The 23,048-nt window shown below is 69.8% G+C and carries 21 protein-coding genes, 4 tRNA genes and 1 pseudogene; 14 read left to right on the top strand and 12 right to left on the bottom strand.

The annotated features are described in order from the left end of the window. Nucleotides 1-31: 31 nt before the first annotated feature. Nucleotides 32-541: a SigE family RNA polymerase sigma factor gene (locus ODJ79_RS19545; protein ID WP_263024924.1), complete on the top strand. Its 510-nt coding sequence runs from the start codon at nt 32-34 to the stop codon at nt 539-541. Next, nucleotides 534-1,181: a hypothetical protein gene (locus tag ODJ79_RS19540; protein WP_263024923.1), complete on the top strand. Its 648-nt coding sequence runs from the start codon at nt 534-536 to the stop codon at nt 1,179-1,181. Before ODJ79_RS19545 ends, ODJ79_RS19540 begins: the two co-directional genes overlap by 8 nt. A 12-nt stretch (nt 1,182-1,193) precedes the next feature. Here the strand turns inward: ODJ79_RS19540 and ODJ79_RS19535 are convergent, their stop codons facing one another. Then, complete coding sequence (locus ODJ79_RS19535) at nt 1,194-1,973, bottom strand: ABC transporter ATP-binding protein (protein ID WP_263024922.1); 780 nt, start codon at nt 1,971-1,973, stop codon at nt 1,194-1,196. Nucleotides 1,974-1,987: 14 nt separating this feature from the next. Continuing rightward, entirely contained in the window at nt 1,988-2,770 is a 783-nt protein-coding gene (locus tag ODJ79_RS19530) for an ABC transporter permease (protein ID WP_263024921.1), read from the bottom strand. Between the two features lie 123 nt (nt 2,771-2,893). Between ODJ79_RS19530 and ODJ79_RS19525 the strand changes: the two genes are divergently transcribed. Next, nucleotides 2,894-3,805 (top strand): DUF6282 family protein, encoded by a 912-nt coding sequence (locus tag ODJ79_RS19525; RefSeq protein ID WP_263024920.1) that lies wholly within the window; start codon nt 2,894-2,896, stop codon nt 3,803-3,805. 276 nt (nt 3,806-4,081) lie between these two features. Then, nucleotides 4,082-5,176 (top strand): glycoside hydrolase family 11 protein, encoded by a 1,095-nt coding sequence (locus tag ODJ79_RS19520; protein ID WP_263024919.1) that lies wholly within the window; start codon nt 4,082-4,084, stop codon nt 5,174-5,176. Between the two features lie 96 nt (nt 5,177-5,272). Here the strand turns inward: ODJ79_RS19520 and ODJ79_RS19515 are convergent, their stop codons facing one another. The 3 genes from ODJ79_RS19515 to ODJ79_RS19505 are packed head-to-tail and all read right to left on the bottom strand — an operon-like array spanning nt 5,273 to nt 8,156. Beyond that, nucleotides 5,273-6,259: a LacI family DNA-binding transcriptional regulator gene (locus ODJ79_RS19515; RefSeq protein WP_263024918.1), complete on the bottom strand. Its 987-nt coding sequence runs from the start codon at nt 6,257-6,259 to the stop codon at nt 5,273-5,275. 23 nt (nt 6,260-6,282) lie between these two features. After that, complete coding sequence (locus tag ODJ79_RS19510; RefSeq protein ID WP_263024917.1) at nt 6,283-6,918, bottom strand: response regulator transcription factor; 636 nt, start codon at nt 6,916-6,918, stop codon at nt 6,283-6,285. Further along, a complete protein-coding gene (locus ODJ79_RS19505; protein ID WP_263024916.1) occupies nt 6,870-8,156 on the bottom strand; it encodes a sensor histidine kinase in 1,287 nt (428 codons plus the stop codon). The genes ODJ79_RS19510 and ODJ79_RS19505 overlap by 49 nt, the downstream gene beginning before the upstream one ends. A gap of 109 nt (nt 8,157-8,265) precedes the next feature. Here ODJ79_RS19505 and ODJ79_RS19500 point away from each other — a divergent pair, with 109 nt between their 5' ends. Genes ODJ79_RS19500 through ODJ79_RS19490 form a run of 3 tightly spaced genes read left to right on the top strand, consistent with a single transcriptional unit; the run spans nt 8,266 to nt 10,275 of the window. Beyond that, the gene (locus ODJ79_RS19500; protein WP_263024915.1) at nt 8,266-9,273 is read left to right on the top strand and encodes a fatty acid desaturase family protein; all 1,008 of its coding nucleotides are present in this window, start codon (nt 8,266-8,268) and stop codon (nt 9,271-9,273) included. 31 nt (nt 9,274-9,304) lie between these two features. After that, nucleotides 9,305-9,631 carry a hypothetical protein gene (locus ODJ79_RS19495; RefSeq protein ID WP_263024914.1) on the top strand — a complete coding sequence of 109 codons (327 nt, stop codon included), beginning with the start codon at nt 9,305-9,307 and terminating at the stop codon, nt 9,629-9,631. A gap of 17 nt (nt 9,632-9,648) precedes the next feature. Next, nucleotides 9,649-10,275, top strand: a complete 627-nt coding sequence (locus ODJ79_RS19490) for a hypothetical protein (protein WP_263024999.1) — start codon at nt 9,649-9,651, stop codon at nt 10,273-10,275. An 18-nt stretch (nt 10,276-10,293) separates the two neighbouring features. Here ODJ79_RS19490 and ODJ79_RS19485 read toward each other — a convergent pair. The 5 genes and pseudogenes from ODJ79_RS19485 to ODJ79_RS19465 form a co-directional block, all read right to left on the bottom strand. Further along, nucleotides 10,294-10,371: transfer RNA gene (locus tag ODJ79_RS19485), tRNA-Met, on the bottom strand. A 2-nt stretch (nt 10,372-10,373) separates the two neighbouring features. Continuing rightward, nucleotides 10,374-10,446: transfer RNA gene (locus tag ODJ79_RS19480), tRNA-Lys, on the bottom strand. A 4-nt stretch (nt 10,447-10,450) separates the two neighbouring features. Beyond that, a pseudogene (locus ODJ79_RS19475) lies at nt 10,451-10,570 on the bottom strand. Nucleotides 10,571-10,574: 4 nt separating this feature from the next. After that, a tRNA-Met gene (locus tag ODJ79_RS19470) sits at nt 10,575-10,647 on the bottom strand. Between the two features lies 1 nt (nt 10,648). After that, nucleotides 10,649-10,721: transfer RNA gene (locus tag ODJ79_RS19465), tRNA-Ala, on the bottom strand. A gap of 659 nt (nt 10,722-11,380) precedes the next feature. Here ODJ79_RS19465 and ODJ79_RS19460 point away from each other — a divergent pair. The 3 genes from ODJ79_RS19460 to ODJ79_RS19450 all read left to right on the top strand — a co-directional run bounded on the left by ODJ79_RS19460 (nt 11,381) and on the right by ODJ79_RS19450 (nt 15,418). Beyond that, the gene (locus ODJ79_RS19460; protein ID WP_263024913.1) at nt 11,381-12,022 is read left to right on the top strand and encodes an intradiol ring-cleavage dioxygenase; all 642 of its coding nucleotides are present in this window, start codon (nt 11,381-11,383) and stop codon (nt 12,020-12,022) included. A gap of 55 nt (nt 12,023-12,077) precedes the next feature. Continuing rightward, a complete protein-coding gene (locus ODJ79_RS19455; RefSeq protein WP_263024912.1) occupies nt 12,078-13,748 on the top strand; it encodes an AMP-binding protein in 1,671 nt (556 codons plus the stop codon). Nucleotides 13,749-13,816: 68 nt separating this feature from the next. After that, a complete protein-coding gene (locus ODJ79_RS19450; RefSeq protein WP_263024911.1) occupies nt 13,817-15,418 on the top strand; it encodes an ArnT family glycosyltransferase in 1,602 nt (533 codons plus the stop codon). Nucleotides 15,419-15,444: 26 nt separating this feature from the next. Here the strand turns inward: ODJ79_RS19450 and ODJ79_RS19445 are convergent, their stop codons facing one another. After that, nucleotides 15,445-17,061 carry an AMP-binding protein gene (locus tag ODJ79_RS19445; protein WP_263024910.1) on the bottom strand — a complete coding sequence of 539 codons (1,617 nt, stop codon included), beginning with the start codon at nt 17,059-17,061 and terminating at the stop codon, nt 15,445-15,447. Between the two features lie 99 nt (nt 17,062-17,160). On the opposite strand from ODJ79_RS19445, the gene ODJ79_RS19440 reads away from it, so the two are divergent. Genes ODJ79_RS19440 through ODJ79_RS19430 form a run of 3 tightly spaced genes read left to right on the top strand, consistent with a single transcriptional unit; the run spans nt 17,161 to nt 20,733 of the window. Further along, the gene (locus tag ODJ79_RS19440; RefSeq protein WP_263024909.1) at nt 17,161-18,045 is read left to right on the top strand and encodes a helix-turn-helix transcriptional regulator; all 885 of its coding nucleotides are present in this window, start codon (nt 17,161-17,163) and stop codon (nt 18,043-18,045) included. Further along, the gene (locus tag ODJ79_RS19435) at nt 18,042-19,040 is read left to right on the top strand and encodes a zinc-dependent alcohol dehydrogenase (protein ID WP_263024908.1); all 999 of its coding nucleotides are present in this window, start codon (nt 18,042-18,044) and stop codon (nt 19,038-19,040) included. The genes ODJ79_RS19440 and ODJ79_RS19435 overlap by 4 nt, the downstream gene beginning before the upstream one ends. Nucleotides 19,041-19,092: 52 nt before the next feature. Continuing rightward, on the top strand, nt 19,093-20,733 hold the full coding sequence (locus ODJ79_RS19430; RefSeq protein ID WP_263024907.1) for an FAD-dependent oxidoreductase: 1,641 nt from the start codon (nt 19,093-19,095) through the stop codon (nt 20,731-20,733). A 522-nt stretch (nt 20,734-21,255) separates the two neighbouring features. On the opposite strand, the gene ODJ79_RS19425 is transcribed toward ODJ79_RS19430, so the two are convergent. After that, entirely contained in the window at nt 21,256-22,395 is a 1,140-nt protein-coding gene (locus ODJ79_RS19425) for a GH12 family glycosyl hydrolase domain-containing protein (protein ID WP_263024906.1), read from the bottom strand. Between the two features lie 285 nt (nt 22,396-22,680). Here ODJ79_RS19425 and ODJ79_RS19420 point away from each other — a divergent pair, with 285 nt between their 5' ends. Beyond that, entirely contained in the window at nt 22,681-23,025 is a 345-nt protein-coding gene (locus ODJ79_RS19420; protein ID WP_263024905.1) for a histone-like nucleoid-structuring protein Lsr2, read from the top strand. Nucleotides 23,026-23,048: the final 23 nt, after the last annotated feature.

The following is a 23,048-nucleotide window of genomic DNA, read 5'->3' as shown; positions in this document are numbered from 1 at the left end:
AGAAGCAGTACGGAACAGGAGCCGAGCCAGGATGTCGGTCGAAGCAGAATTCGACGCCTTCTACGCCGCCACCGCAAAACGGGTGGTCGCCACGGTCTACGCGATGACCGGGGACCTGGCCGAGGCCGAGGACGCGGTGCAGGAGGCATACGCCCGGGCGTGGCAGAGATGGGGCCGACTGACCCAGCAGGGCGACCCGCTGCCTTGGGTGCGCACCGTCGCGTCCCGCCTGGCGATCAGCACCTGGCGGCGTACCCGCAACCGGCTGCGCGCCCAGCTGCGGCACGGTCCCGCACCGGACCTGCCGGGGCTGTCCGAGAACCGGGTCGCCCTGATCGCGGCGCTCCGGAAGCTGAGCCCCGACCAGCGGCGGGCGGTGGTGCTGCACCACCTGCTCGACCTGCCGGTCGAGGAGGTCGCCCGGGAGACGGACTCGTCGAGCGGCGCGGTGCGAACCAGGCTCAGCAGGGCCCGCAAGCTGCTCGGCGAGCAGCTCACGACTATGGACAGGTACGACGAGGGGGTTGTCGCGAATGGTTGACGTCGAGGAACTTCTGGACGGTGTCCCGGTGCGGCTCGCGCCGGCCCAGACCGTACGCGCCCGCGGCGAACGCCGCCGGGCCCGGCAGGGGGTCGGGCTGGCCACGGCGGCGCTGGTCGCCGTGACGGCGGTGGGTGTCGGCACGTGGACCCAGGTCGCGCCCGGCACGCACGGCACCGCCGTGGCGACGGCCGACGCCGCGGACGGCGTGAACCCGTTCGAACGCAACGGTGTGGTGAAAAACCTGAAGCCGTCGGACCTGCCGAAGAACTCGGAGCTGCACTGGCAGGTCGACTACCACAACGACGGCTTCCCCCCTCCCCTGCCACAGGCCGGTCTGAACGGCGCGTGCGACGGCTGGCCCGGCGGTATCGCCGCGCCGCAGCAGCAGTTCACCAGCAGCTTCACCGGCAAGGACGACGCCCGGGCCCGGTACCGCGTCTCGCAGTACGGGAGCCCCGGCGAGGCGCAGGGCGCGGTCCGCGGTCTCGGCCAGACGCTGCACGACTGCGGCCTGACGGAGAACGCGGACGACGGCAGCTACCGCGGCAGGGCGAACACCACCGGCCCGTGGCTCGAGGTCAGCGTGCAGCGCTGGGAGGCGTGGGTGGGCGTCACCGAGGTGCAATACCGCCCATGAACCGGTGAACGTTCAGGTGGTTTGCGAGGTTGGCAGGTGCTCGTCGCTGAGCAGGAGGGAATGCAGCTCGGCCGAGACGCCCGCCACCTGGTCCAGGTGAGCGTTGTGCCCGAAGGTGCGCGGCCGCGGAATCGGAATGTCCACCAGCCGCCGCAGCCGGCCGGGCCGGGAGCTCAGCACCGCCACCCGGTCGGCCAGCAGGACGGCCTCCTGGATCGAGTGGGTGACAAAGACGATCGTCGTGCCCAGGTCCATGTGGATGCGCTGCAGTTCGACCGCCAACTCCTCGCGGGTCAGCGCGTCCAGGGCCGAGAACGGCTCGTCCATCAGCATGACCTTCGGGCTCTGGATCAGCGCCCGGCACAACGACACCCGCTGCTGCATGCCGCCGCTCAGCTCGTACGGAAGGCGCTTGCGGAACCCGGCCAGGCCGGTCATCTCGAGGAGGTGCTCGACCCGGGGGCGGTACTCGGACTTGCGCCAGCCGAAGATCTCGACGGGGAGCAGGACGTTGTCCTGGACCGAGCGCCAGGGCAGCAGGGCCGGCTTCTGGAAGACCATCGCGACGTCGCGCCGGGGTGCGCGGACCACCTCGCCGGCCACCGTGACCGTGCCGGCGGTCGGCCGCAGGAGGCCGGCGATCATGCGGAGCAGGGTGGACTTGCCGCAGCCGGAGCGGCCGATCACGGCGAGGAACTCGCCGTCGCCGACGGTGAGGCCGACGTCGCGGACCGCCTCGACCGGGCCGGAGCGGCCCTTGAAGGTCTGCGATACCCCGTCGATGGTGATCATCACGAGTCCCTAGGTCAGGAGGAGAGCGAACGGGCCCACGGGACCAGCAGCCGTTCGAGGCCGGCCACCAGGTAGAACAGGACCACGCCGAGCACCGCGAGCAGGACCAGCGAGGCGAACGCGAGCGCCGTGTCGCTGTTCTGACCCGAGTTGGTGATGACCGAGCCGAGGCCTTGCTCGGGGTTGACCACCTCGCCGATCACGGCGCCGATGATGGCGAGCGGGGTGGCGACCTTGAGACCCGTGAAGACCTGCGGAAGCGCCCACTTCAGCCGCACCTTCACGAAGGTCTGCCACCAGCTGGCCTTGAGCGAGCGGGCCAACTCGTACAGGTCGGCCGGGGTGGAGGAGAGACCGGCCATGGTGGACACGACCACCGGGAAGAAGCAGACCAGGACCACCATCACGACCTTCGGCTCGTCGCCGAAGCCCAGCCAGACCAGCAGCAGCGGGGCGATCGCGACCTTGGGGATCGCGTTGACCGCGGCCAGGACCGGCATCGCCATCCGCTCGACCGTGCGGGAGGCGGCCAGCACGACGGCGATGACCAGGCCGGCGGTCACCGCGATGGCAAATCCGATGAGGACCCGCTGGATCGTGATCCACGACTGGTCGAGCAGATATCCCGGTGTCTGCCGGAACGCCTCGAACACGTCGGCCGGCGACGGCACGAAGAAGGGGTTGAGGTCGAACACCACGCACGCCAGCCACCACAACGCGATCGCGACGACCACGCCGATCGCCGGCAGGACGGCGTTGGTCCACACCCGCGAGGCCGGTGAGCCGATGTCGGTCATTTCTGTTGCTCCGTCCATTATGGGCGCGGGGCGGGATAATACACGGTCTGATTGACTTCATCCTGGCCGCCGACAATGCTGTGCACAATATTGTGAGCAATCCACTGCCGAAAGGATCCGGCCTTGCCGTCGCCCGTTCCGTCCGATGCCGCGCGCTCGCTCGTGGCCGGCGCCTACGACACGCACGTGCACATCGCGCCCGACGTGATGGACCGGCGCATCGACGATCTGTCCCTGGCGGCGCGGTGCGCCGAGGTCGGGCTTGCCGGGTTTGTCATTAAATCTCATTACGTAACGACGGCGGAGCGGGCCGCGGTCGTCCGCAAGGCCGTGCCGGGCGTCGACGTACTCGGGGCGATCACACTGAACGGCTCGATGGGCGGCATGAACCCGGCGGCCGTGGAGATCGCCGGCCGGCTCGGCGCCCGCATCGTCTGGATGCCCACCGTGGACTCGCGCAACCAACGCTCGACCACCGCGTCCGATCTGCCGGGGAGCAAGCCGGCCATGTGGGGCGCCCTCCAGGCCGACCTGCACGCCCAGGGGATCGTTCCCGACGTGGTCGAGGTCGTGGCTGCCGACGGCGTCGTTCTCGAACAGGTTCGCCAGGTCCTTCGCGTGATCGCCAGGCATGACATGGTGCTCGCCACCGGCCACCTCGCCGGGCCGGAGATCCTCGCCGTGGTCCGGGAGGCGCGCGCCCTCGGCGTCCGCCGCGTGGTCGTCACGCACCCCGAGTTCACCTCGCAGCGCCTCACCGTCGACCAGCAGCGGGAACTGGCGGCCGAGGGCGCCCTGCTCGAGCGGTGCTTCACCACGCCGTACACCGGAAAGGTCGGCTGGGCGGACCTGTTCGACAACATCCGCGCCGTCGGGATCGAGCATTCCGTGCTCTCCAGCGACCTCGGCCAGCCGTTCAACCCACCGGTCGAGGACGGGCTCGCCCTGTTTGCCGACAGGCTCCTCGAGGCGGGCTTCAGCGAGGACGACGTGCGGACCATGGCCGTCGACAACTCACGTCTCATCGGCCTTTAGACCCTCCGAAAGTTTCGGATACTTCTCGGCCGATTCAGCTGCTCAACGCCCCTGCATCCCGCCCTGGTGACCGATCCTGTGTCGCTGGCCTGGGAATCTGCTTCTCGATCCTTTCGCGATGTTTCCGGAAGTTATTGACACCGGATAGCGGCCGACCAATACTTCATCCATCGATGAACTTCATCGCCGGTGTGGGCCGACGCTGACGGCGGTGGTCTCGTCCAACCTCCCTCGGCAGCGTCCCGTCACGCCACCAACGAGGAAGGATGCACGCGCGTGGATCCCACCGTTCCCCGTCAGCGCCGCGGGCGCACCCGCGTCCGGCTGCTGATCAGCGCCGCCAGCGCCGTCCTGCTGGCCGCCGCCTCGGTCGCCGTCTCCGGCACCGCGCACGCCGAGGCCGACCGCACGATCACGTCCAACACCACCGGCACGCACAACGGTTACTTCTTCTCGTACTGGAAAGACAACGGCAACGTCACCATGACGCTGGGCGCCGGCGGCAACTACAGCGTCCAGTGGAGCAACATGAACAACATGGTGGTCGGCAAGGGGTGGAACCCCGGCTCCGCGCACACCGTGAACTACTCCGGCTCGTTCAGCCCGAACGGCAACGGCTACCTCTCGCTGTACGGGTGGACCACCGACCCGCTGATCGAGTACTACATCGTCGAGAACTTCGGCAGCTACAACCCGAGCTCGGGCGCCACCCGGCTGGGCTCGGTCACCACCGACGGCAGCACCTACGACATCTACCGCACCCAGCGGGTCAACCAGCCGTCGATCATCGGCACGGCCACGTTCTACCAGTACTGGAGCGTCCGCCAGTCGCACCGCAACAGCGGCACCATCACGGTGGCGAACCACTTCAACGCGTGGCGGAGCTTCGGCCTCAATCTGGGCACGTTCAACTACCAGATCATGGCCACCGAGGGTTACCAGAGCAGCGGCAGCTCGAACGTCACGGTCAGCGAAGGCAGCCCGCCGACCACCCCACCGACGACGCCGCCGACCACCCCACCGACCACCCCGCCGACCACGCCACCGACCGGCGGCTCCGGCGCGTGCAAGGTGACCAACGCGGCCAACGCCTGGAACACCGGCCTGACCAACAACATCACCATCACCAACACCGGATCGACCGCGATCAACGGCTGGTCCCTGAAGTTCAACCTCGCGTCCGGCCAGAACATCACGTCCGGCTGGAACGCGAGCTACTCCCCCACCAGCGGCGCGGTGACCGCGACGAACCTGAGCTACAACGGCTCGCTACCGGCGGGCGGCTCGACCACGATCGGCTACCAGGCCACCCACACCGGCAACGCCGCTGCACCCACCGGCTTCACGCTCAACGGAGCCGCCTGCAGTTAGCCACCTCCAGCAAAGGCCGGGCCGGCGCTCGCCGGCCCGGCTCTGCTATCGCACCGAGCTCTGCCGCACCCGCAGGTCGGCCGGGAACACGCATCTCTAACGCATCGAGCTCTGCCGCACCCGCAGGTCGGCCGGGAACACGCATCGCCAGTGCGGCGCGATCTGCCGATGCACCAGCGCCCGGGTCGCGGCCGCCGCCATCTCCTCCACCGGCTGACGCACCGAGGACATCGGCGGGATCGTGCAGCCGGCGATCAGGCTGTCGTCGAAGCCGACCACCGCCACGTCCTGCGGCACCCGGCGCCCGGCCCCGGCCAGCGCCTGCAGGCTGCCGGCCGCCATCAGGTCGCACGCGACGAACAGCGCATCCAACCCGGGCTCCTCGGCCAGCAACCGCTGGGTCAGCTCCAGCCCCGACTCCAGCCGGAACTTCCCGGCGGCCGAGATGTCCGGCAGCCCCAGCTCGAGGATCGCCCGCCGATAGCCCGCCCGCCGGGCAACCGCATCCGGGTTGCCGTCCTGGCCGTGCAGCGCGGCGATCCGACGCCGCCCGGTCTCATGAAGATGCTTGACCGCCGCATAGGCCCCGTCCGCGTTCTCCACGTCGACATAGGGAACGCCCGGCGCCGACGGGCCGAGCGCCACCACCCGGTCGCACCGCGCGTAGAACTCGCTCACCAGCGCGGGCGGCACGTTGCTGAGCAGCACCCCGATGCTCGCCGTCTCGGCGACCTTGGCGAGCAGCGCGGGCGCCTCCGGCTCCTCCACGACATGCACCCGAAGCTGAGCATTGCTGCCCGCCAGCTCCTGCAGGATGCCCGCCGTGACGCGCCCGTAGTAGGGGCTGGCGGCGAACACCGACGGATCGTCCAGGATGACCAGTTCGACGACGTCGCCATGCCCCGACGCCAGCGCCCGGGCGACGGAATCGGGCCGGAAACCCAACCGCGCGATCACTTCCTGAACCCGGTCCCGAGTGCGGGCGGACACTCCGGGCGCGTCGTTGATGACCCTCGAGACGGCGGCCTTGGACACCCCCGCCGCCGCGGCGACGTCGGCCAGCGTTGGCCTCTTGTGCGGCATCGGCCCACTATAGGCCGGGCTGACTAAGCGTTCAGGTACGCCAGGACGGCCAGCACGCGCCGGTTGTCGTCGTCGGAGGGCGGCAGGCCGAGCTTCGTGAAGATGTTGTTGATGTGCTTGCTGACCGCCTTCTCGGTGACGAACAGCTTGCCGGCGATCGCCGCGTTCGAACGCCCCGCCGCCATCTCGCCCAGCACCTCCCGCTCCCGCACGGTCAACACGTCCAGCGGCCGGCTGCGGTCGAGCAGCCGGGCCACCACCTCCGGGTCCATCACCGTCCCGCCGGCCGCCACCTGATGCACCGCGTCGACGAAGTGCGCCACATCGGACACCCGGTCCTTGAGCAGATAGCCGACCCCGCCGTTGCGGTCGCCGAGCAGCTCCCGGGCGTACAGCGGCTCCACGTGCTGGGAAAGCACCAGGATCGGCAGGCCGGGCGCCTCGGTGCGCGCCGCGATCGCCGCCTGCAGCCCCTCGTCGGTGAACGTCGGCGGCAGCCGCACGTCCACGATCGCCACGTCCGGCTTCCAGTCCAGCAGGGTCGGCAGCAGCGCGGGCCCGTTGTCGACCGTCGCCACGACCTCGAAGTCGAACGCCTCCAGCAGCCGGGTCAATCCGTCCCGGAGGAGAGCGTGATCCTCGGCGATGACAACGCGCACGGCAGCTCCATGGTCACGATGGTCGGCCCGTCCGGCGGACTGGACAGCGACATCGTGCCATCGAATGCGGCCAGGCGGCGCTCGATGCCGCGCAGGCCGGTGCCCCGGGACGGGTCGGCGCCGCCGTGCCCGTCATCGCCGACCTCCAGGAACAGGCGGCCTTCGGCGCACTTGACACTCACGTACGCGAAGGTCGCCCCGCTGTGCACCGTGACGTTCGACAGGGCCTCCGCGATCGCGAAATAGGCGGCCGACTCGACCGGCGTGTCGAGCCGCTCGCTCAGGTCGGAGTCGACGCTCGTGGGGATCCGCAGATTCAGCGCGAGCGCCCGGACCGCGCCGTCCAGCCCCCGCTCGGCCAGCACCGGCGGATGGATGCCGCGCACCAGGTGTCGCAGCTCGACCAACGCCGTGCTGCTCGCCTCGCGCGCCTCGGCCAGCAGTTGCCGGGCGGTGGCCGGGTCGCGATCGACCATCTCCTCGGCCAACCCGATCGTCATGCCCAGCGCGACGAGCCGGGCCTGCGCGCCGTCGTGCAGGTCGCGCTCGATCCGGCGCAGCTCGGCGGCCTGCGCGTCGACCGTGTCGGCCCGGGTGACGGTCAGCTGGGTGACCCGCAGGCGCAGCTCGGCGTTGCGCGTCGGGCCGAGCAGCAGCCCCGCGAACAACGCCTCGCCCCGGCGCAGATAGGGCGCCGCGGCCAGCCCGATGGCGAGGATCAGCGCGCCCTGCGGCAGGGACAGGAAGCCGTCGCTGACGCTGGTGATCGGCCAGGTCGCGCCGTACCCGTACGAGCCGGTCGCCAGCCAGATCCACAGTGGCAGCAGCAGGATGCCCTGCACGCCGTAGAGCGGGATCACCAGCGAGCCGAGACCGAGCACCAGCCCCACGATCGCGCCGGGCAGCAGCCACGCGAAGTCGCGCCAGGTCGCCGGGTCGGTCACGACCCATCGGAACGGACGCCACCCGGGGAACCCGCCGCTCGGCGGGCGCGGACGATACGGCGTCGCGACCGGCACGCCCCACCGGCCGGCGATCCGCCGGCCGGCCTCGGCGCGCAGCCGGACCAGCTTGGTCACCTGCGGCAGCAGCAACGCCCCCAGACCCAGCACCGGCACCGTCACCAACGCGACGAGGACGAGGGCGAGCAGCACGAGGTTCGCGATCGCCAGGGTGATCGCGAGCGCGCCGCCGGCCACCGCCCGCAGCCCGTCCCGGACCCAGTCTCGCGTCTCCATGCCGACCATCCTGACGGCCGTTCGCCATGATCGCGGTAGGGCTAGCACTACTCCTGAAGTGGTCTTGGCGCTCCTGTTTTCCGACCGCCCGCCCGGTTGGCTGAGACGCATGACGACAATGGCAGAGCGGCCGCGATCGACGGCCGGCAGCGACTTCGCAGAACTGGGCCGCCGGATCAACGACGCCGGCCTGCTCGCCCGGCGGCCGGGCTACTACGTCCTGCGGCTGGGCCTGGTGGCCGCCGCCCTGGTCGGCGGCTGGACGGCGTTCTTCCTGGTCGGCGCCTCCTGGTGGACGCTCGCCGTGGCCGCCTTCCTCGCCGTGGTGTTCGCCCAGGTCGCGCTGGTCGCCCACGACCTGGCCCACCGCCAGGTGTTTCGCACCAACACCCCGAGCCGGCGGGCCGGCCTGATCGCGGGCAACCTCGGGATCGGCATGTCCTACGGCTACTGGATGGACAAGCACACCAAGCACCACGCCAACCCGAACCACGACGACCTCGACCCGGATGTCGGCCCCGGAGTGCTGGTCTGGAGCCGGGAAAGCGCTCAGGGCAAGGGCTTCCTCGTCAAATACCAGGCGTACTTCTTCTTCCCGCTGCTGACCCTGCTCGGTCTCTCGCTGAAACGAGACAGCGTGCGGGCGCTGCGGAACGGCACGGTCCGGCGCCGCCGGGTCGAGGGCGCGCTGCTCGCCACGCACTTCGCCGGGTACGCCGCGGCCCTGCTGCTGGTGCTCACCCCGGCGCAGGCGCTGGCCTTCCTCGTGGTGCACCAGGCGCTGTTCGGCGTCTACCTGGGCATGACGTTCGCACCCAACCACAAGGGCATGCCGCACCCCGACGGCACCGAGGACTTCCTCCGCAAGCAGGTGCTGACCTCCCGCAACGTCCGAGGCGGCCGGCTGGTCGACGCGGCGCTGGGCGGCCTCAACTACCAGATCGAGCACCACCTGTTCCCGGCCATGCCGACACCCAACCTGCGCCGGGCGCAGCCGATCGTGCAGCGGTTCTGCGCCGAGATCGGGGTCGGCTACGAGATGACATCGCTGACCGACTCGTACGCTCAGGCCCTGCGCCACCTGCACGACGTCGGCGCGGATCTACGCCACCATTGATGGCATCTGGTCGGCACTGACGGGAGCCACGATGTCGAAGACCCTGCTGGTGACGCGCGTGCTCGGCGGGCTCGGAGCGGTGGCCGCTCTCGCGGTGCTGTACCGGTTGATCGGAGGCGAGCACAGCTGGTGGGGCGTCCTTGGCCTCGGCGCCGCCGCCGTGCTCATCCTCGTGCTGTCGGCGGCAACGGTGCTCTTCGGCATGCTGCTGGAGCTCGCGCACGAGCGTGCGGTCGACGCCGCGGCGTGGCGATCCGCCGGCTCGGACGGGTTCGACGCCGCGCGGCAGAAGGCGCGCGAGGAGGCGGAGAGCGGAAGGCGTGGGACCGCTGACCCGGCCCGTGGCGAGTCAGCTTGAATGTCGTAGTGATCAAGATGCAGGCCGTCATCGAGGTTCCGGCCTTCGACGCGGAGTCGCAGCCATGGCCGATCGCGTCGGCGGCTCCGGCGTCGTGGCTGGTGCTGGACGCGAACTGCACCTACGAGCAAGTCGGGCTCTTCGTTGCCACGTTGGCTCAGCGGATGGATGTCCGGCCCCCCGCCGGCCGCGACGAAGTCGTGGATGCGCTGCTTGCCGAGGAGTTCCTCATCGCTGCCGGTGGCATGCAGCTGCTCGACACCGTCACCGGCATGGCTGTGCTGCCGGGTTGCTGTGCAGGGCTGGAAGACTGGCGGGATTGGGCGCAGGCGCTCGCCGGAGGTTCGCCGTGGTTGGGACACGGTCCAGCTCCGGAAATCGAGTTCTCCCATGGCGATCTGCGGGTATGGCAGGACGGTGGTCCGCATCGCCACAGCGGCCGGTGGGCGGGCGTACACGTCGTAGCGCCCCGGCTCCTGCTGCCTGACCTGTTGAGGAACGTGCAGCAGGACTTGGTCGGCTTCCTTGGTGCATTGAAGACGTGGACGACACGCGTCGGCTTGGGTGAGCGCGGAACCGCCCTGGTGGAGACGGTCGACCGGAACTTTGCCATCACGATGCCGCTGGATCTGCCGGCTACGTAAACAGAGGCTCCGGCTGGTTGGTTGCAGGGGTGGGATTTGAACCCACGACCTCGGGCCTATGAAACCCGCGAGCACTCCGAGCTGCTCCACCCTGCGAGTGCGCCGCCAGGGAGTCGAACCCTGAACCCTCCGGTTAAGAGCCGGATGCTCTGCCAGTTGAGCTAGCGGCACGTCGTACCCCCGGGGAGATTCGAACTCCCGGCCTCCGGATTCCCGTCCGGCCTCCCCGCCCACCGCCCCTGAAAGGACTGAAGGCTGATTGTTCGGCGCGCTGTCCCGTTTGCGCCACAGGGGTGTGATGTCGTCGGGTGGTGTCGAACCATCCGGCCTCCGCCTTATGAGGGCGGCGCTCTTCCGCTGAGCTACGACGACGTGGACCCGGCCGGGCTCGAACCGGCCACCTCCCGTTTGCAAGACGGGTGCTCTTCCCGATGAGCTACGAGCCCTGGTGAGGGGACTTGGGCGAGGGCGGCGGCGACCGCGTTGGCCGGGTAGCGCAAGTAGTCCCGTCCAGCTAGCCCGGCGGTCGCCCTACCCGCCGCAGCCGGCCCGCGTGACCGCCGCTCCTCGCCCCTATTTCTGGGATGTCGGAAACATTATTCGGTTGTCAGAAATGGCGAGCGCGGGCACGACGCACGGCTTTGGGAAACCGTTGTCGAACTACCGAATATCGCGCGATTGCCGGCACCGGCGGAAAATGGCCCGGAGAACCTCCAAGCGATGACCGTCGGGGCCGGAGACGAAAAAAGCCGCCTCTCCCACGGGCGGGAGGGCGGCGGCGGACACCGTGACGGCGTCAGCCGTTTCGCCAGCTCACTCCCGGGGAGCGCCACTTCGTGGCTCGTCGCATGCACCGGCCGTCAAGCGACGGATTGGGCATGCCGGCACGATCGAAAGTCGCAACATGTGCGGCCAGGTCGGCGCGGTTGGCGGCCTGCCACATCATCTCGATCCCCTTTCGTGCGTGCTCTCCCTGCGGACTCCACAAACAGTAGGGCACACCAGCCACAGAGACAATCCGTTTTCCGTCGCAGAATAAAGAAAACAACCGAACGGAAACCGGACCGGCGCGGCGGAGCAACCCGGCACGGGCTTCATGACAATCATGCTCGAACTGGCGACGCGACACGACGGCGGACTCGCCGACGACCTCCCGACGGTGCTCCGGCGCCGGATGATGGGGCTGGCTGCCGGGGTCACGGTGGAGACCGTCGGCCGGGAGGCGTCGCACCTGACCCGCTCGGGCCTCGTTCGCGGGGACATCCGGTGCGGCTTCGGCACCGCACCGGGCGTGGCCCGCGGCGTGCGGCTCGACGTCCGGCTGCGGCTGACCAGCGCGAACTCGGGACGGCCGCTGGCCGGCTACGCGGTCTACCTGTGGCACGCCGACCGGGACGGCAACTACTCGCTGTACGGGCCGGGGCTGGAGAGCGAGAACTACCTGCGCGGCGTGCAACTCGCCGACTCGGCCGGCTGGGCGCGGTTCACCAGCGTCTTCCCCGGTGCGCACGACGGACGGTGGCCGCACCTGCACTTCGAGGTCTACCCGAGCCTGGCCGCGGCGCCGGCGACCCGCCTGCACACCTCGGAGATCACGCTGCCCGCGGACGCGTGCTCGGCCGTCTACGCGACGCCCGGCTACGAGTCCAGCCGCGGGCTCGGGCACCCGGGCGCGACGGTCGAGATGGCCTGCGTCACCGGCGACCTGCGCCGGGGACTGGTCGCGACCCGTACGATCGGCATATAGCGGACACCCCCGTCCGGGGGTGGTGTTGCCCGTGGCGGAGGCGCAGGCTGTGGCGATGACGAGGGGCACGGAGGCATTCCGGGCGGCGCGGGACTACCTGCTCGCCCACGCGGAGGACTACGAGACGGCCACGGCCGGGTTCGCCTGGCCGGCGCTGGACGAGTTCAACTGGGCGCTCGACTGGTTCGACGTGATCGCCGAGGGGAACGACGAGCCCGCGCTGTGGATCGTCGAGGAGGACGGCTCGGAGCAGCGGTTCTCGTTCGCCGAGATGTCCCGCCGGTCCAACCAGGTGGCGACCTGGCTGCGCGCGCACGGGGTCGACCGCGGCGACCGGATCGTGCTGATGCTCGGCAACCAGGTCGAGCTGTGGGACACGATCCTGGCCGTGATGAAGCTCGGTGCCGTGCTGATCCCGGCCACTCCCCTGCTGGGCGCGGCGGACGCCGCCGACCGGGTGGCTCGCGGCGGCGCCAAGCACGTGATCACCACGTCGGCCGCCGCCGCGAAGTTCGCATCGCTCGACGTCACCAAGATCGCGGTCGGCACCCCGGTGGACGGCTGGCTCTCCCAGGCGGACGCCTATTCCGGAGATGTCGAGTTCGTCGCCGACGGGAAGACGCGGGCGACCGACACCCTGCTGCTCTACTTCACCTCGGGTACGACCGCCCGGCCCAAGCTCGTCGAGCACACGCACCAGTCGTACCCGGTCGGCCATCTCTCCACGATGTACTGGATCGGCCTGCGCCCCGGCGACGTGCACCTCAACATCTCCTCGCCCGGCTGGGCCAAGCATGCGTGGAGCAACGTCTTCGCCCCCTGGAACGCCCAGTCCTGCGTGTTCATCTACAACTACACCCGCTTCGACGCCGGCCGGCTGATGGCCGAGATGCAGCGGTGCGGCGTGACCAGCTTCTGCGCCCCGCCGACCGTCTGGCGGATGCTGATCCAGTCCGACCTCTCCGCGCTGCGCACCCCGCCGCGGCTGGTGGTCGGCGCCGGGGAGCCGCTCAACCCCGAGGTCATCGACCAGGTGCGGAAGGCGTGGGGCGTCACCATCCGGGACGGCTTCGGGCAGACCGAGACCACCGTGCAGGTCGCGAACACGCCCGGCCGGCCGGTCAAGCCGGGCTCGATGGGCCGCCCGGTGCCGGGCTTCACGATCGAGCTGATCGACCCGCTGACCGGCGAGCCGACCACCGAGGGTGAGATCTGCGTGGCCCTCGATCCGCGGCCGACCGGGCTGATGGTCGGCTACCACGGCGACGCCGAGCTCACCGCGGAGCGGATGGCCGGCGGTTATTACCACACCGGGGACGTCGCCTCCCGGGACGACGACGGCTACATCACCTACGTGGGGCGCACCGACGACGTGTTCAAGGCGTCCGACTACCGGATCTCGCCGTTCGAGCTGGAGAGCGTGCTGATCGAGCACGAGGCGGTGGTCGAGGCGGCCGTGGTCCCCTCGCCCGACCCGCTGCGGCTGGCGGTGCCGAAGGCCTACGTCGTGCTCGCGGAGGGCTGGCCGGCAAACCAAGAAACCGCGGAGACCATTTTCGCGTACGCGCGGGAGCACATGCCGCCGTATGCCCGGATCCGCCGCCTGGAGTTCGCCGAGCTGCCGAAGACGATCTCCGGCAAGATCCGCCGAGTGGAGTTGCGCGCCGCCGAGCAGGAGAAGCACGCCGACCCGGAGGACCGGCCGAAGGGCGAATTCACCGGGTAGGTCCCGGTTCGCAGCCCGGCCGAACGTGAGACGTGGTCGAGTCACGAAACACGGCCTACCTTTGCGCGGTGTCCCGTGGTCGCGTGATCTACCTGCTCGTTGTCGTGGCGTTACTGGGTGAGATGGCCTTCGCCATGGTCACCACGGCGGTGCAGCAGACACCGACGATCGACGAGCCGGTCTACGTGGCCACCGCCGAGGTGCTCACCCGCGAGCACCTGGTGCTCTACAACCCGGAGCACCCGCCGCTGGGCAAGCTGGCGATGGCGGCCGGGCTGGCGTTCGTCGACCCGCGGCTGGACACGACGTACCCGGGCAACCAGACCCAGCAGGGCCGGCATCTGCTGTACGAGACCGGCAACAACCCGTTCCGGGTGATGCTCGCCGCGCGGCTGCCGATGATCGTGCTGACCCTGCTGTTCGGGCTGGTGGTGCTGGCCTTCGCCCGGGACCTGGCCGGGCCGTGGGCGGGGCTGGTGGCGCTCGCCCTCTACGCCTTCTCGCCCGACATCATCGCGCACGGCTCGCTGGCGACCCTGGACATGCCGGCGGCCGGCATGCTGCTGACCGCCTTCTGGTTCCTCTGGCGGTCCCGGCAGCGACCGTGGCGCTATCTCCCGCTGGCCGGCGTGGCGTTGGGGGCGGCCCTCGCTACTCGGATGAGCGCGCTTCCGGCCGTACCTCTGGTCCTGCTTCTTTCGCTTTTGTCGCCGTTTGCGGTCGGCAAGCCCGGGACCTGGTGGAAGAAGCTGGCGTGGCGAGTCGTGGCGGCGATCGGGGTGGGGCTGATCGCGGTGGCCGTGGTGTGGGTCGTCTATCTGGCCGTCGATCCGCGGCTGCGCTGGACGCCGCCGGTGAACATGCCGCACCCGGGCCGGCTGAAGACACTCGCGGTCGACCTGCTGCCGTTCCCCAAGGCGTACCGGGACGGGATTTTGATCCAGTTCCAGTTCGAGTCGCGGACCTTCAACGGGTTCCTGCTCGGGCACGCCTATCGCGGGTCGCTCTGGTACTACCAGCCGGTCGCGCTGCTGATCAAGACGCCGCTCGGGATGATGGCGCTGTGGCTGGCCGGCGCGCTGACCATGCTGGTCAAGCCGGCGCTACGGGTGGCGACGCTGTACCTGCTGGTGCCGGCCGGGGCGCTGTTACTGGTGGCGATGACCGGCGCGCGCGACTACGGCACCCGTTACGTGATCTTCGTGCCGGTCTTCCTGGCGGTCGTCGCCGGGACCGTGGTGCTGGTCAGGTTCGCCTGGGCGCGGATCGGGACGGTCGTGCTGGTCGCGTTCGTGGCGGTCAGTTCGCTGATGACGTTCCCCTACTACCTGCCGTACTCGAACGAGGCCTTCGGCGGCACCTCGCACACCCATCTCAACCTGCACGACTCCAACGTCGACTGGGGGCAGGACCTGGCCCGGCTCGGGGCGCGGCTGCGGACGAAGTATCCCGGGGAGCCGGTGTGGACGGTCTTCAAGACGAGCGGGGTGCCGACCTATTACGGGATTCAAGGGAAAAATCCCCTTACGGTGCCCAATGACCAGGTGCATGGTTTGCTGGTGGTGTCCGACTCGCGGGTGGCCCTGGCGACCGGGAAGCTGCAGCAGCTGATCTCGTCGAGTCAGGAGATCGACAACGTGGGCTACTCGATCCGGATCTACCGGCGCTGAGTCTTGCGGACCGGCTCGCGCCCGGGTCACGCCTTCCTGATCGCGGCCGCATCGTGCAGAGCCAGGATGTCGATCGCCTCTTCGCGCATCTCCACCTTGCGGACCTTGCCGGTGACCGTCATCGGGAAGCCGTCGACGATGTGCACGTACCGCGGGATCTTGTAGTGGGTGAGCTTGCCGTCGCAGTAGGCGCGGACGGCCTCGGCGGTCAGCGGTGCCGAGCCCGGGCGCAGCACGATCCAGGCCATCAGCTCCTCGCCGTACTTCGCGTCGGGCACGCCGATCACCTGCACGTCGGCGATGTCGGGATGCCCGTACAGGAACTCCTCGACCTCGCGGGGGTAGACGTTCTCGCCGCCGCGGATGACCAGGTCCTTGATCCGGCCTACGATGTTGAGGTAGCCGTCGGCGTCCATCGTGGCCAGGTCGCCGGTGTGCATCCAGCGGGCCGCGTCGATCGCCTCGGCGGTGGCCTCCGGCTGCTCCCAGTAGCCCAGCATCACCGAGTAGCCGCGGGTGCACAGCTCGCCGGGCTCGCCGCGCTCGACCACCAGGCCGGTGGTGGGGTCGACGACCTTGGACTCGAGATGCGGCATGACCCGGCCGACGGTCTCGGTGCGGCGGGCCAGGTTGTCGTCGGGACGGGTCATCGTGGAGACCGGGGACGTCTCGGTCATGCCGTAGCAGATCGCCACCTCGGCCATGTTCATCTCGGCGACCACCCGCTTCATCACCTCGACCGGGCAGGGTGAGCCGGCCATGATTCCGGTACGCAGCGAGGACAGGTCGTAGTCGGCGAAGTCCGGCAGGCCGAGCTCGGCGATGAACATCGTCGGCACGCCGTAGAGCGACGTGACCCGCTCGGCCTGAACCGCGGCGAGGGCGGCCGCGGGGTCGAAGCCGGGTGCGGGCAGGACGACGCAGGAGCCGTGCGAGGTGGCGCCGAGGTTGCCCATCACCATGCCGAAGCAGTGGTAGAGCGGTACGGGCAGGCACACTCGGTCATGCTCGGTGTAGTTGATCAGCTCGCCGACGAAGTAGCCGTTGTTCAGGATGTTGTGGTGGGAGAGCGTCGCGCCCTTGGGGAAGCCGGTAGTTCCCGAGGTGTACTGAATGTTGATCGGGTCGTCGAACGCCAGCGTGGCCGCTCGGCGCGATATTTCAGACATGTCGCCTTCCAGCGACAAATCGTGGTATGACGGCTCGCCGAGGTAGGCAACCTCGGTGAAGCCGATCGACTCGATCATGCCGCGGTAGTCGCTGGTCTTGAACGACACCGCGCTGATCAGCAGGCTCAGGCCGGACTGCTGCACGACGTACTCGAGCTCGTGCGTCCGATACGCCGGGTTGACGTTGACCAGGATCGCGCCGATCTTCGCGGTCGCGTACTGGGTGATCACCCATTCGCCGCAGTTCGGCGCCCAGATCCCGACCCGGTCGCCCTTGGCGATGCCGCGCGCCAGCAGGCCCCGGGCCAGCCGGTTGACGTCGGCGTCGAGCTCGGCGTAGGTCCACCGCCGGCCGGCCGCCACGTCGACCAGGGCCTCCCGGTCGCCGAAGCGGGCGACGGTGCGCTCGAAGTTGGCCCCGATCGTCTCGCCGATCAGGGGCGCGGTGCTGGTGCCGGACGCGTACGACAACATTCGCGCAGCATGAGCCGCCCACGGCGGATGGCGCTACCCCTGTTCGGGGGTATGAAAGCGAGCGCCCTGACGCACGGGTCGGCGTGACATGCTGTCAACGTGCTCGAAACTGCCGATCTACCGGCGGCGCTGGGCCGGATTCGCCGGGTCACCGGGCTTCCGGTGGCGTTCGGCGGCCTGGTGTCGGCGGACGGGCGGCAGATGCGGCTGACCGACTTCGCCGGCACCGCGACGGCCGCCCTGAACGGGCTGATCGTCACCGCCGGCAACGGCCTCGGCGGCCGGGTGGTGACCTCGGCCCGGCCGGGGCGGGTCGAGGACTACGTGGCCGACCCTCGGATCAGCCACGAGTACGACGCTCCGGTGTGCGCCGAGGGGCTGCGGGCGATCGCCGCCGTCCCGGTGGCGGTGGGCGGGTCGGTGCTGGCCGTTCTCTACGCGGGCACGCGGGAGCCGATCGCGGTGGGCGGCCGGGCCGTCGAGGCGATGGGCCGGGTCGCGATGCGGTGGGGGACCGAGGCGGCGGTACGCCGGGAGGTCGCCCGCCGGATGGCCGAGCTCGAAACCGCCGCGGCCCGGGGCGGCCGGCCCGGCACGAGCGCGCGGGAGTGGGAGGACGTGCGGTTGGCACACGCGGATCTGCGTACCCTCGCCGCGGAGACCTCGGACCCGGCGCTGAAGGCGCGGCTGCACCAGATCTCCGACCGCCTGGTCGCGCATCGGCCCGGCGCAGCCGATGGCAACCCGCTCTCCCCGCGCGAGCGGGACGTGCCCGGCGCAGCCGGTCGCAAGCCGCTCTCCCCGCGCGAGCTGGACGTGCTCGCGATGGTCGCGGTGGGCTGCGGGAACGCGGAGGCGGCGCGGCGCCTGGGCCTGCTGCCCGAGACGGTGAAGAGCTATCTGCGCAACGCGATGCGCAAGCTGGGGACGCACGGCCGGATGGAGACGATCGTGACCGCACGCCGCCTGGGACATCTGCCGTGAGGCGGGTCGTCGTCGACCGGAGCGGCGTGTCGATAGCCGAGGCCGCCGTGCCCGAGCCGGGCGCCGGCGAGGTGCTCGTGCGGATGGCGATGGCCGGCGTCTGCGGGTCGGATGTGCACGCCCTGCAGGGCAAGCACCCGTTCATCACGCTCCCCTATCCGCCCGGGCACGAGGTGAGCGGCACGGTCGAGGCGGTCGGCACGGGGGTGCCGCTGCCGGTCGGGGCGCGGGTCACGATGGAGCCGTTCCTGCCCTGCTGGGCGTGCAAGCAGTGCCGGGCCGGGCGGCAGAACATCTGCGAGAACCTGCGCTTCTTCGGCTGCGCGCACGACCAGGGCGGGATGGCCGACTACTTCACCGTCGACCAGCGGCGGCTGCACGTGATCCCGGACGAGCTGGACTGGCTGCGAGCGGCGTTCATCGAGCCGCTCGGCACGCCGGTGCACGCGGCGCGGTTGGTGGGCGGGCTGGCCGGCAAGACCGTGGCGATCCTCGGCGCGGGGACGATCGGTCTGCTCACGCTGCAGGTGGCTCGCGCGCAGCAGGCCGCCCGCGTCGTCATGACGGCCCGGTCGCAGCGCAGCCGGGACCGGGCCGCCGGATTCGAGCCGGACGCGGTGATCGACGCGGCCGAGACCGGGGCGGTGCGGGAAGCGTTGGGCGAGAGCGCCGACGTGGTCTTCGACTGCGTGGCCGAGCAAGCCACGATGGACCAGGCGCTCACGCTGGCGAACAAGGGCGGCACGGTCGTGGTGGTCGGCGTCCCGCCGGCTCCGGTGCGTATCCCGCTGCCGATGGTCCAGGACAGCCAGCTGCGCATCCAGGGCAGCGCGACCTACCTCCCCGAGGACTTCGCGGACGCGATCGACCTGCTGGTGTCGAACCGGGCCGACGTCACCGGGATGGCCACCGCGGTGCGCCCGCTCGACGAGGCGGCCGCCGCGTTCGCCGACGCCGCCTCCGGCGCGCACATCAAAGTGCTGCTGCGCGGATAAACGAGAGCCGCGACCCCTTCCGGTTACCGGTCGGTAATGGCAGGGTGTGTCGATGGCGGACTACGACGTCCTGATCGTCGGCAGCGGATTCGGCGGCAGCGTCAGCGCGCTGCGCCTGACCGAGAAGGGCTACCGGGTCGGCGTGCTCGAGGCGGGCCGGCGCTACACCCCCGAGATGCTTCCCAAGACCTCATGGGACCTGCGGAACTTCCTCTGGGCGCCGAGGCTCGGGCTGCGCGGCATCCAGCGGATCACCCTGCTCAAGGACATCGTCGTGCTGTCGGCCGCCGGGGTGGGTGGCGGTTCCCTGGTGTACGCGAACACGCTGTACCGCCCGCCGGCCACGTTCTTCGACGATCCGCACTGGGCCGGCATCACCGATTGGGCCGGCGAGCTGGCGCCGCACTACGACCAGGCCTCGCGCATGCTCGGCGTGACCGAGCAGCCCACGATGACCCCGTCCGACGTGGTCATCAAGCAGGTCGCGGAGGACATGGGGGTGGGTTCGACCTTCCGGCGTACGCCGGTGGGTGTCTATTTCGGCGAACCGGGCAAGACGGTGCCGGACCCGTACTTCGGCGGCGCCGGGCCGGACCGCACCGGCTGCACCCAGTGCGGCAACTGCATGATCGGCTGCAAGGTCGGTGCCAAGAACCGGCTCGACGTGAACTACCTGTACCTGGCCGAGCGGGCCGGCGCGACCGTGCACCCGGACACCGAGGTGACCGCCCTGCGCCCGGACGGCGAAGGCTGGGTGGTGGAGACCCGGACCGGGCGATTCACCGCGGATCAGGTGATTCTGTCGGCCGGAGCGCTCGGCACCCAGCGGCTGCTGCACGCGATGCGCGACACCGGCGTGCTGCCGGGCCTGTCGGCCAGCCTGGGCTCGCTGACCCGCACCAACTCCGAGGCGCTGCTGGGCGCGCAGGCCGCGTCGGTGCCCGCCGAGCCGTACTCGCGCGGCGTGGCGATCACCTCGTCGTTTCATCCGGACTCGACGACGCACATCGAGCCGGTCCGGTACGGCCCGGGCAGCAACGCGATGGGCCTGCTCGCCACGCTGCTGGTGGACGGCGGCGGGCGGGTGCCGCGCCCGATCAAGTTCCTCGGGCAGGCGCTGCGCCACCCGTACGTGCTGCTTCGCTCGTTGTCCGTGCGGCGGTGGAGCGAGCGCACGATCATCGCGCTGGTGATGCAGACGCTCGACAACTCGCTGACCGTGCGGCGCACCAGGCGCGGCCGGCTCACCACCGGGCCCGGCCACGGCGAGGCGAACCCCAAGTGGATTCCGCAGGGGCACGAGGCGGTGCGCCGGATCGCCGACCGGATCGGCGGGTTCCCGGGCGGCACGGTCGGTGACATCTTTGACATTCCGATGACGGCACACATTCTCGGCGGCGCGACGATCGGCGAATCCGCGGCGGCCGGCGTGGTGGATCCGTATCACCGCGTATTCGGGTACGCCGGTTTGCACGTCGTGGACGGCGCGGCCGTACCGGCGAACCTGGGCGTGAATCCGTCCCTGACCATCACCGCGATGGCCGAGCGAGCGATGTCCCTGTGGCCGAACAAGGGCAAGCCCGACCCCCGCCCCGCCCCGGGCGCAAAATACGAACGGCTATCCCCCATCCCACCCCAGCGCCCAGCCGTCCCAGCCGACGCGCCGGCGGCTCTCCGCCTTTCCGAATGGTGACTTGCTCACCGCGATGGCCCGCTGCCGACTACGTATCTGCAGGGTGCCCCGTATCACTAAACGACCCGCGATCGCCCCGCTGATGAGGAGGCAGTCGATTTTCCGTCGTCGCGGGGTGTGCGACGCCGGAAAATCGGCTGACTCCTCATCAGCCCCCGAAGGGGCGATCGCCCGCGGAGCGAAGCGGAGCCAGCAAGCTCAGCCGCACGGGACCGTCCCCCACGTGACTCACCCGCCCAACCGCAACCAAACGCCCGGAGCCAGCCAGCTCAGCCGCACGGGACCGTCCCCCCACGTGACTCACCCGGCCAACCGCAACCAAACGCCCGGAGCCAGCCAGCTCAGCCGCACGGGACCGTCCCCCCACGTGACTCACCCGCCCAACCGCAACCAAACGCCCGGAGCCAGCCAGCTCACCGCACGGAACAGTCAACCAAGCGACCCAGCCAGCTCAGTGGACGAACCGCCCCGGCACCGGAGAATCGGCGACGAGGCGGCTCGGGTCAGCGAGCCCGACTTTTGTCAGGCGGTCGTACAGGTGGATCCGTTCAGGGCGAACGAGGACGGGTTGGCGAAACTGCCGGAGTAGGTTCCCTGGAAACCGAAGGACGCGTTGGCGCCCGGCGCGATGTTCCCGTTCCAGGAAAGGTTGCTCGCCGTGATGGCGCCGCTCGAACCGGTGAGGTTGGCGTTCCACGATGAGGTGATCGTCTGGCCACTCGGGAGCGTGAAACGGAGATTCCAGCCGTTGATCGCGCTGCTTCCGGTATTGGCCACCGTGACGTTCGCGGTGAAGCCCGAATTCCAGACGTTCGTGCCGTAGGTGACCCGGCAGGCGGCATTGCCGCCGGTCGGCGGGGTCGTCGGCGAGGTGGTGGGCGGGGTCGTCGGGTTGGTCGGCCCGCCGCCGTTGACCGCCGCGGAGAAGTTCGTGACGGCCAGGCCCGCGCCGCCGATCCACGGCTCGAAGCCGGCCTGGATGCTGGTCAGATACCACGAGCTGGTGATCGCGCCGCGGTTCTTCACGTCGTTGATGAAGTCCAGGACGCTGAAGCTCCAACTGGAGATCGGCGACGGCGCCACGTACGAGACGACCGCGTTCGACCCGTTGCTGCCGCGCCAGACCTCCCAGCTGCGCCCGCCGATGGTCGCGTTGCCCACCACCGAGCCGATCGGCTGGATCGAGCCCTGCCGGTTGAACCAGATCATGATTTCCTGCTGGTTGACGCCGTCCTTCTTGGGCGTCGGATCCAGCCAGATGTCGTACGCGGCGTCGTAGGTCGCGCCGGAGACGAACTGGTAGTTGATGCTGCTGGTGGCGCTGGAGATCGAGCTGACCTGCATCGGCAGGTTGGTGCCCGGCGAGCAGTTGGTGTAGTGGCAGCCGTAGTAGATCGCCGGGTAGGAGACGGGGGCGCCGCTGGTGCTGCCGGTGCCCTGCTGGGTCTGGATGGAGAACCCGGTGCTGGTGACGTTGATGCACTGCTGGGCGGAGGTGCCCCAGCGGTTGTTCATCACCACGTACCGGCCGCCGACGGTGGTGCTGCCGTACTGCTCGCAGATCTGCGTGTCGGCCGCCGCTGGTCCGGCGACGGCGAAGGCCGTCACGGTCGCCGCGGCCAGGAGGCCGAGGACCGTGAGGGCGCGGATGGCACGTCTCATTGCGAAGCTCCTTGAGAGGGGATCCCGCGGGGACGGGGTGCTGGGAGCGCTCCCACGACACGTTACAGGACATTGACGAACCTGAAAAGTAGGTGACGGCCAGAACCTCCGAACGGGCCGGTCCGGCCGATCCGGCACTGGGACAACAATTGCGACATGCGATGCGGTAATTTGCACTGAGAACTGGTGACCGACAGAATGAATGGGTATCGACAATCGCGGCGCCACGGCGCGTGCGCATAGTCGTCACTCAAATGACATCGTTGTAGTGGGAGCAGGCACGCCATGGCCAAGCAGGTAATAACCCTTCTGACCGACGACATCGACGGCGGAGAGGCCGACCGCACCGTCGAGTTCGGACTCGACGGTGTGAACTACACGATCGACCTCTCCGAGAAGAACGCCGGGAAGTTGCGCAAGGCGCTCGACCCGTTCCTGAACGCGGCGACCCGGGTCGGCCGCAGCGGCGTGGTGGCCAGTGCCCGGCGCGCCGCCCCGGCGAGCACCGGCCGCGCGAGCCGCGACCAGAATCAGGCGATTCGGGAGTGGGCGAACAAGAACGGGTACGAGGTCTCCGAGCGCGGCCGCATCCCGAGCCACATCGTCGAGGCGTACCACAGCAAGCGATAGGTCGATCTCCAAGAAACGGCGTC

This window comes from Actinoplanes sp. KI2, from assembly GCF_025630775.1.
Taxonomy (GTDB): Bacteria; Actinomycetota; Actinomycetes; order Mycobacteriales; family Micromonosporaceae; genus Actinoplanes.
Note: the sequence above shows the minus strand (reverse complement) of the source record. Positions and strands in the feature narration are given on the sequence as shown.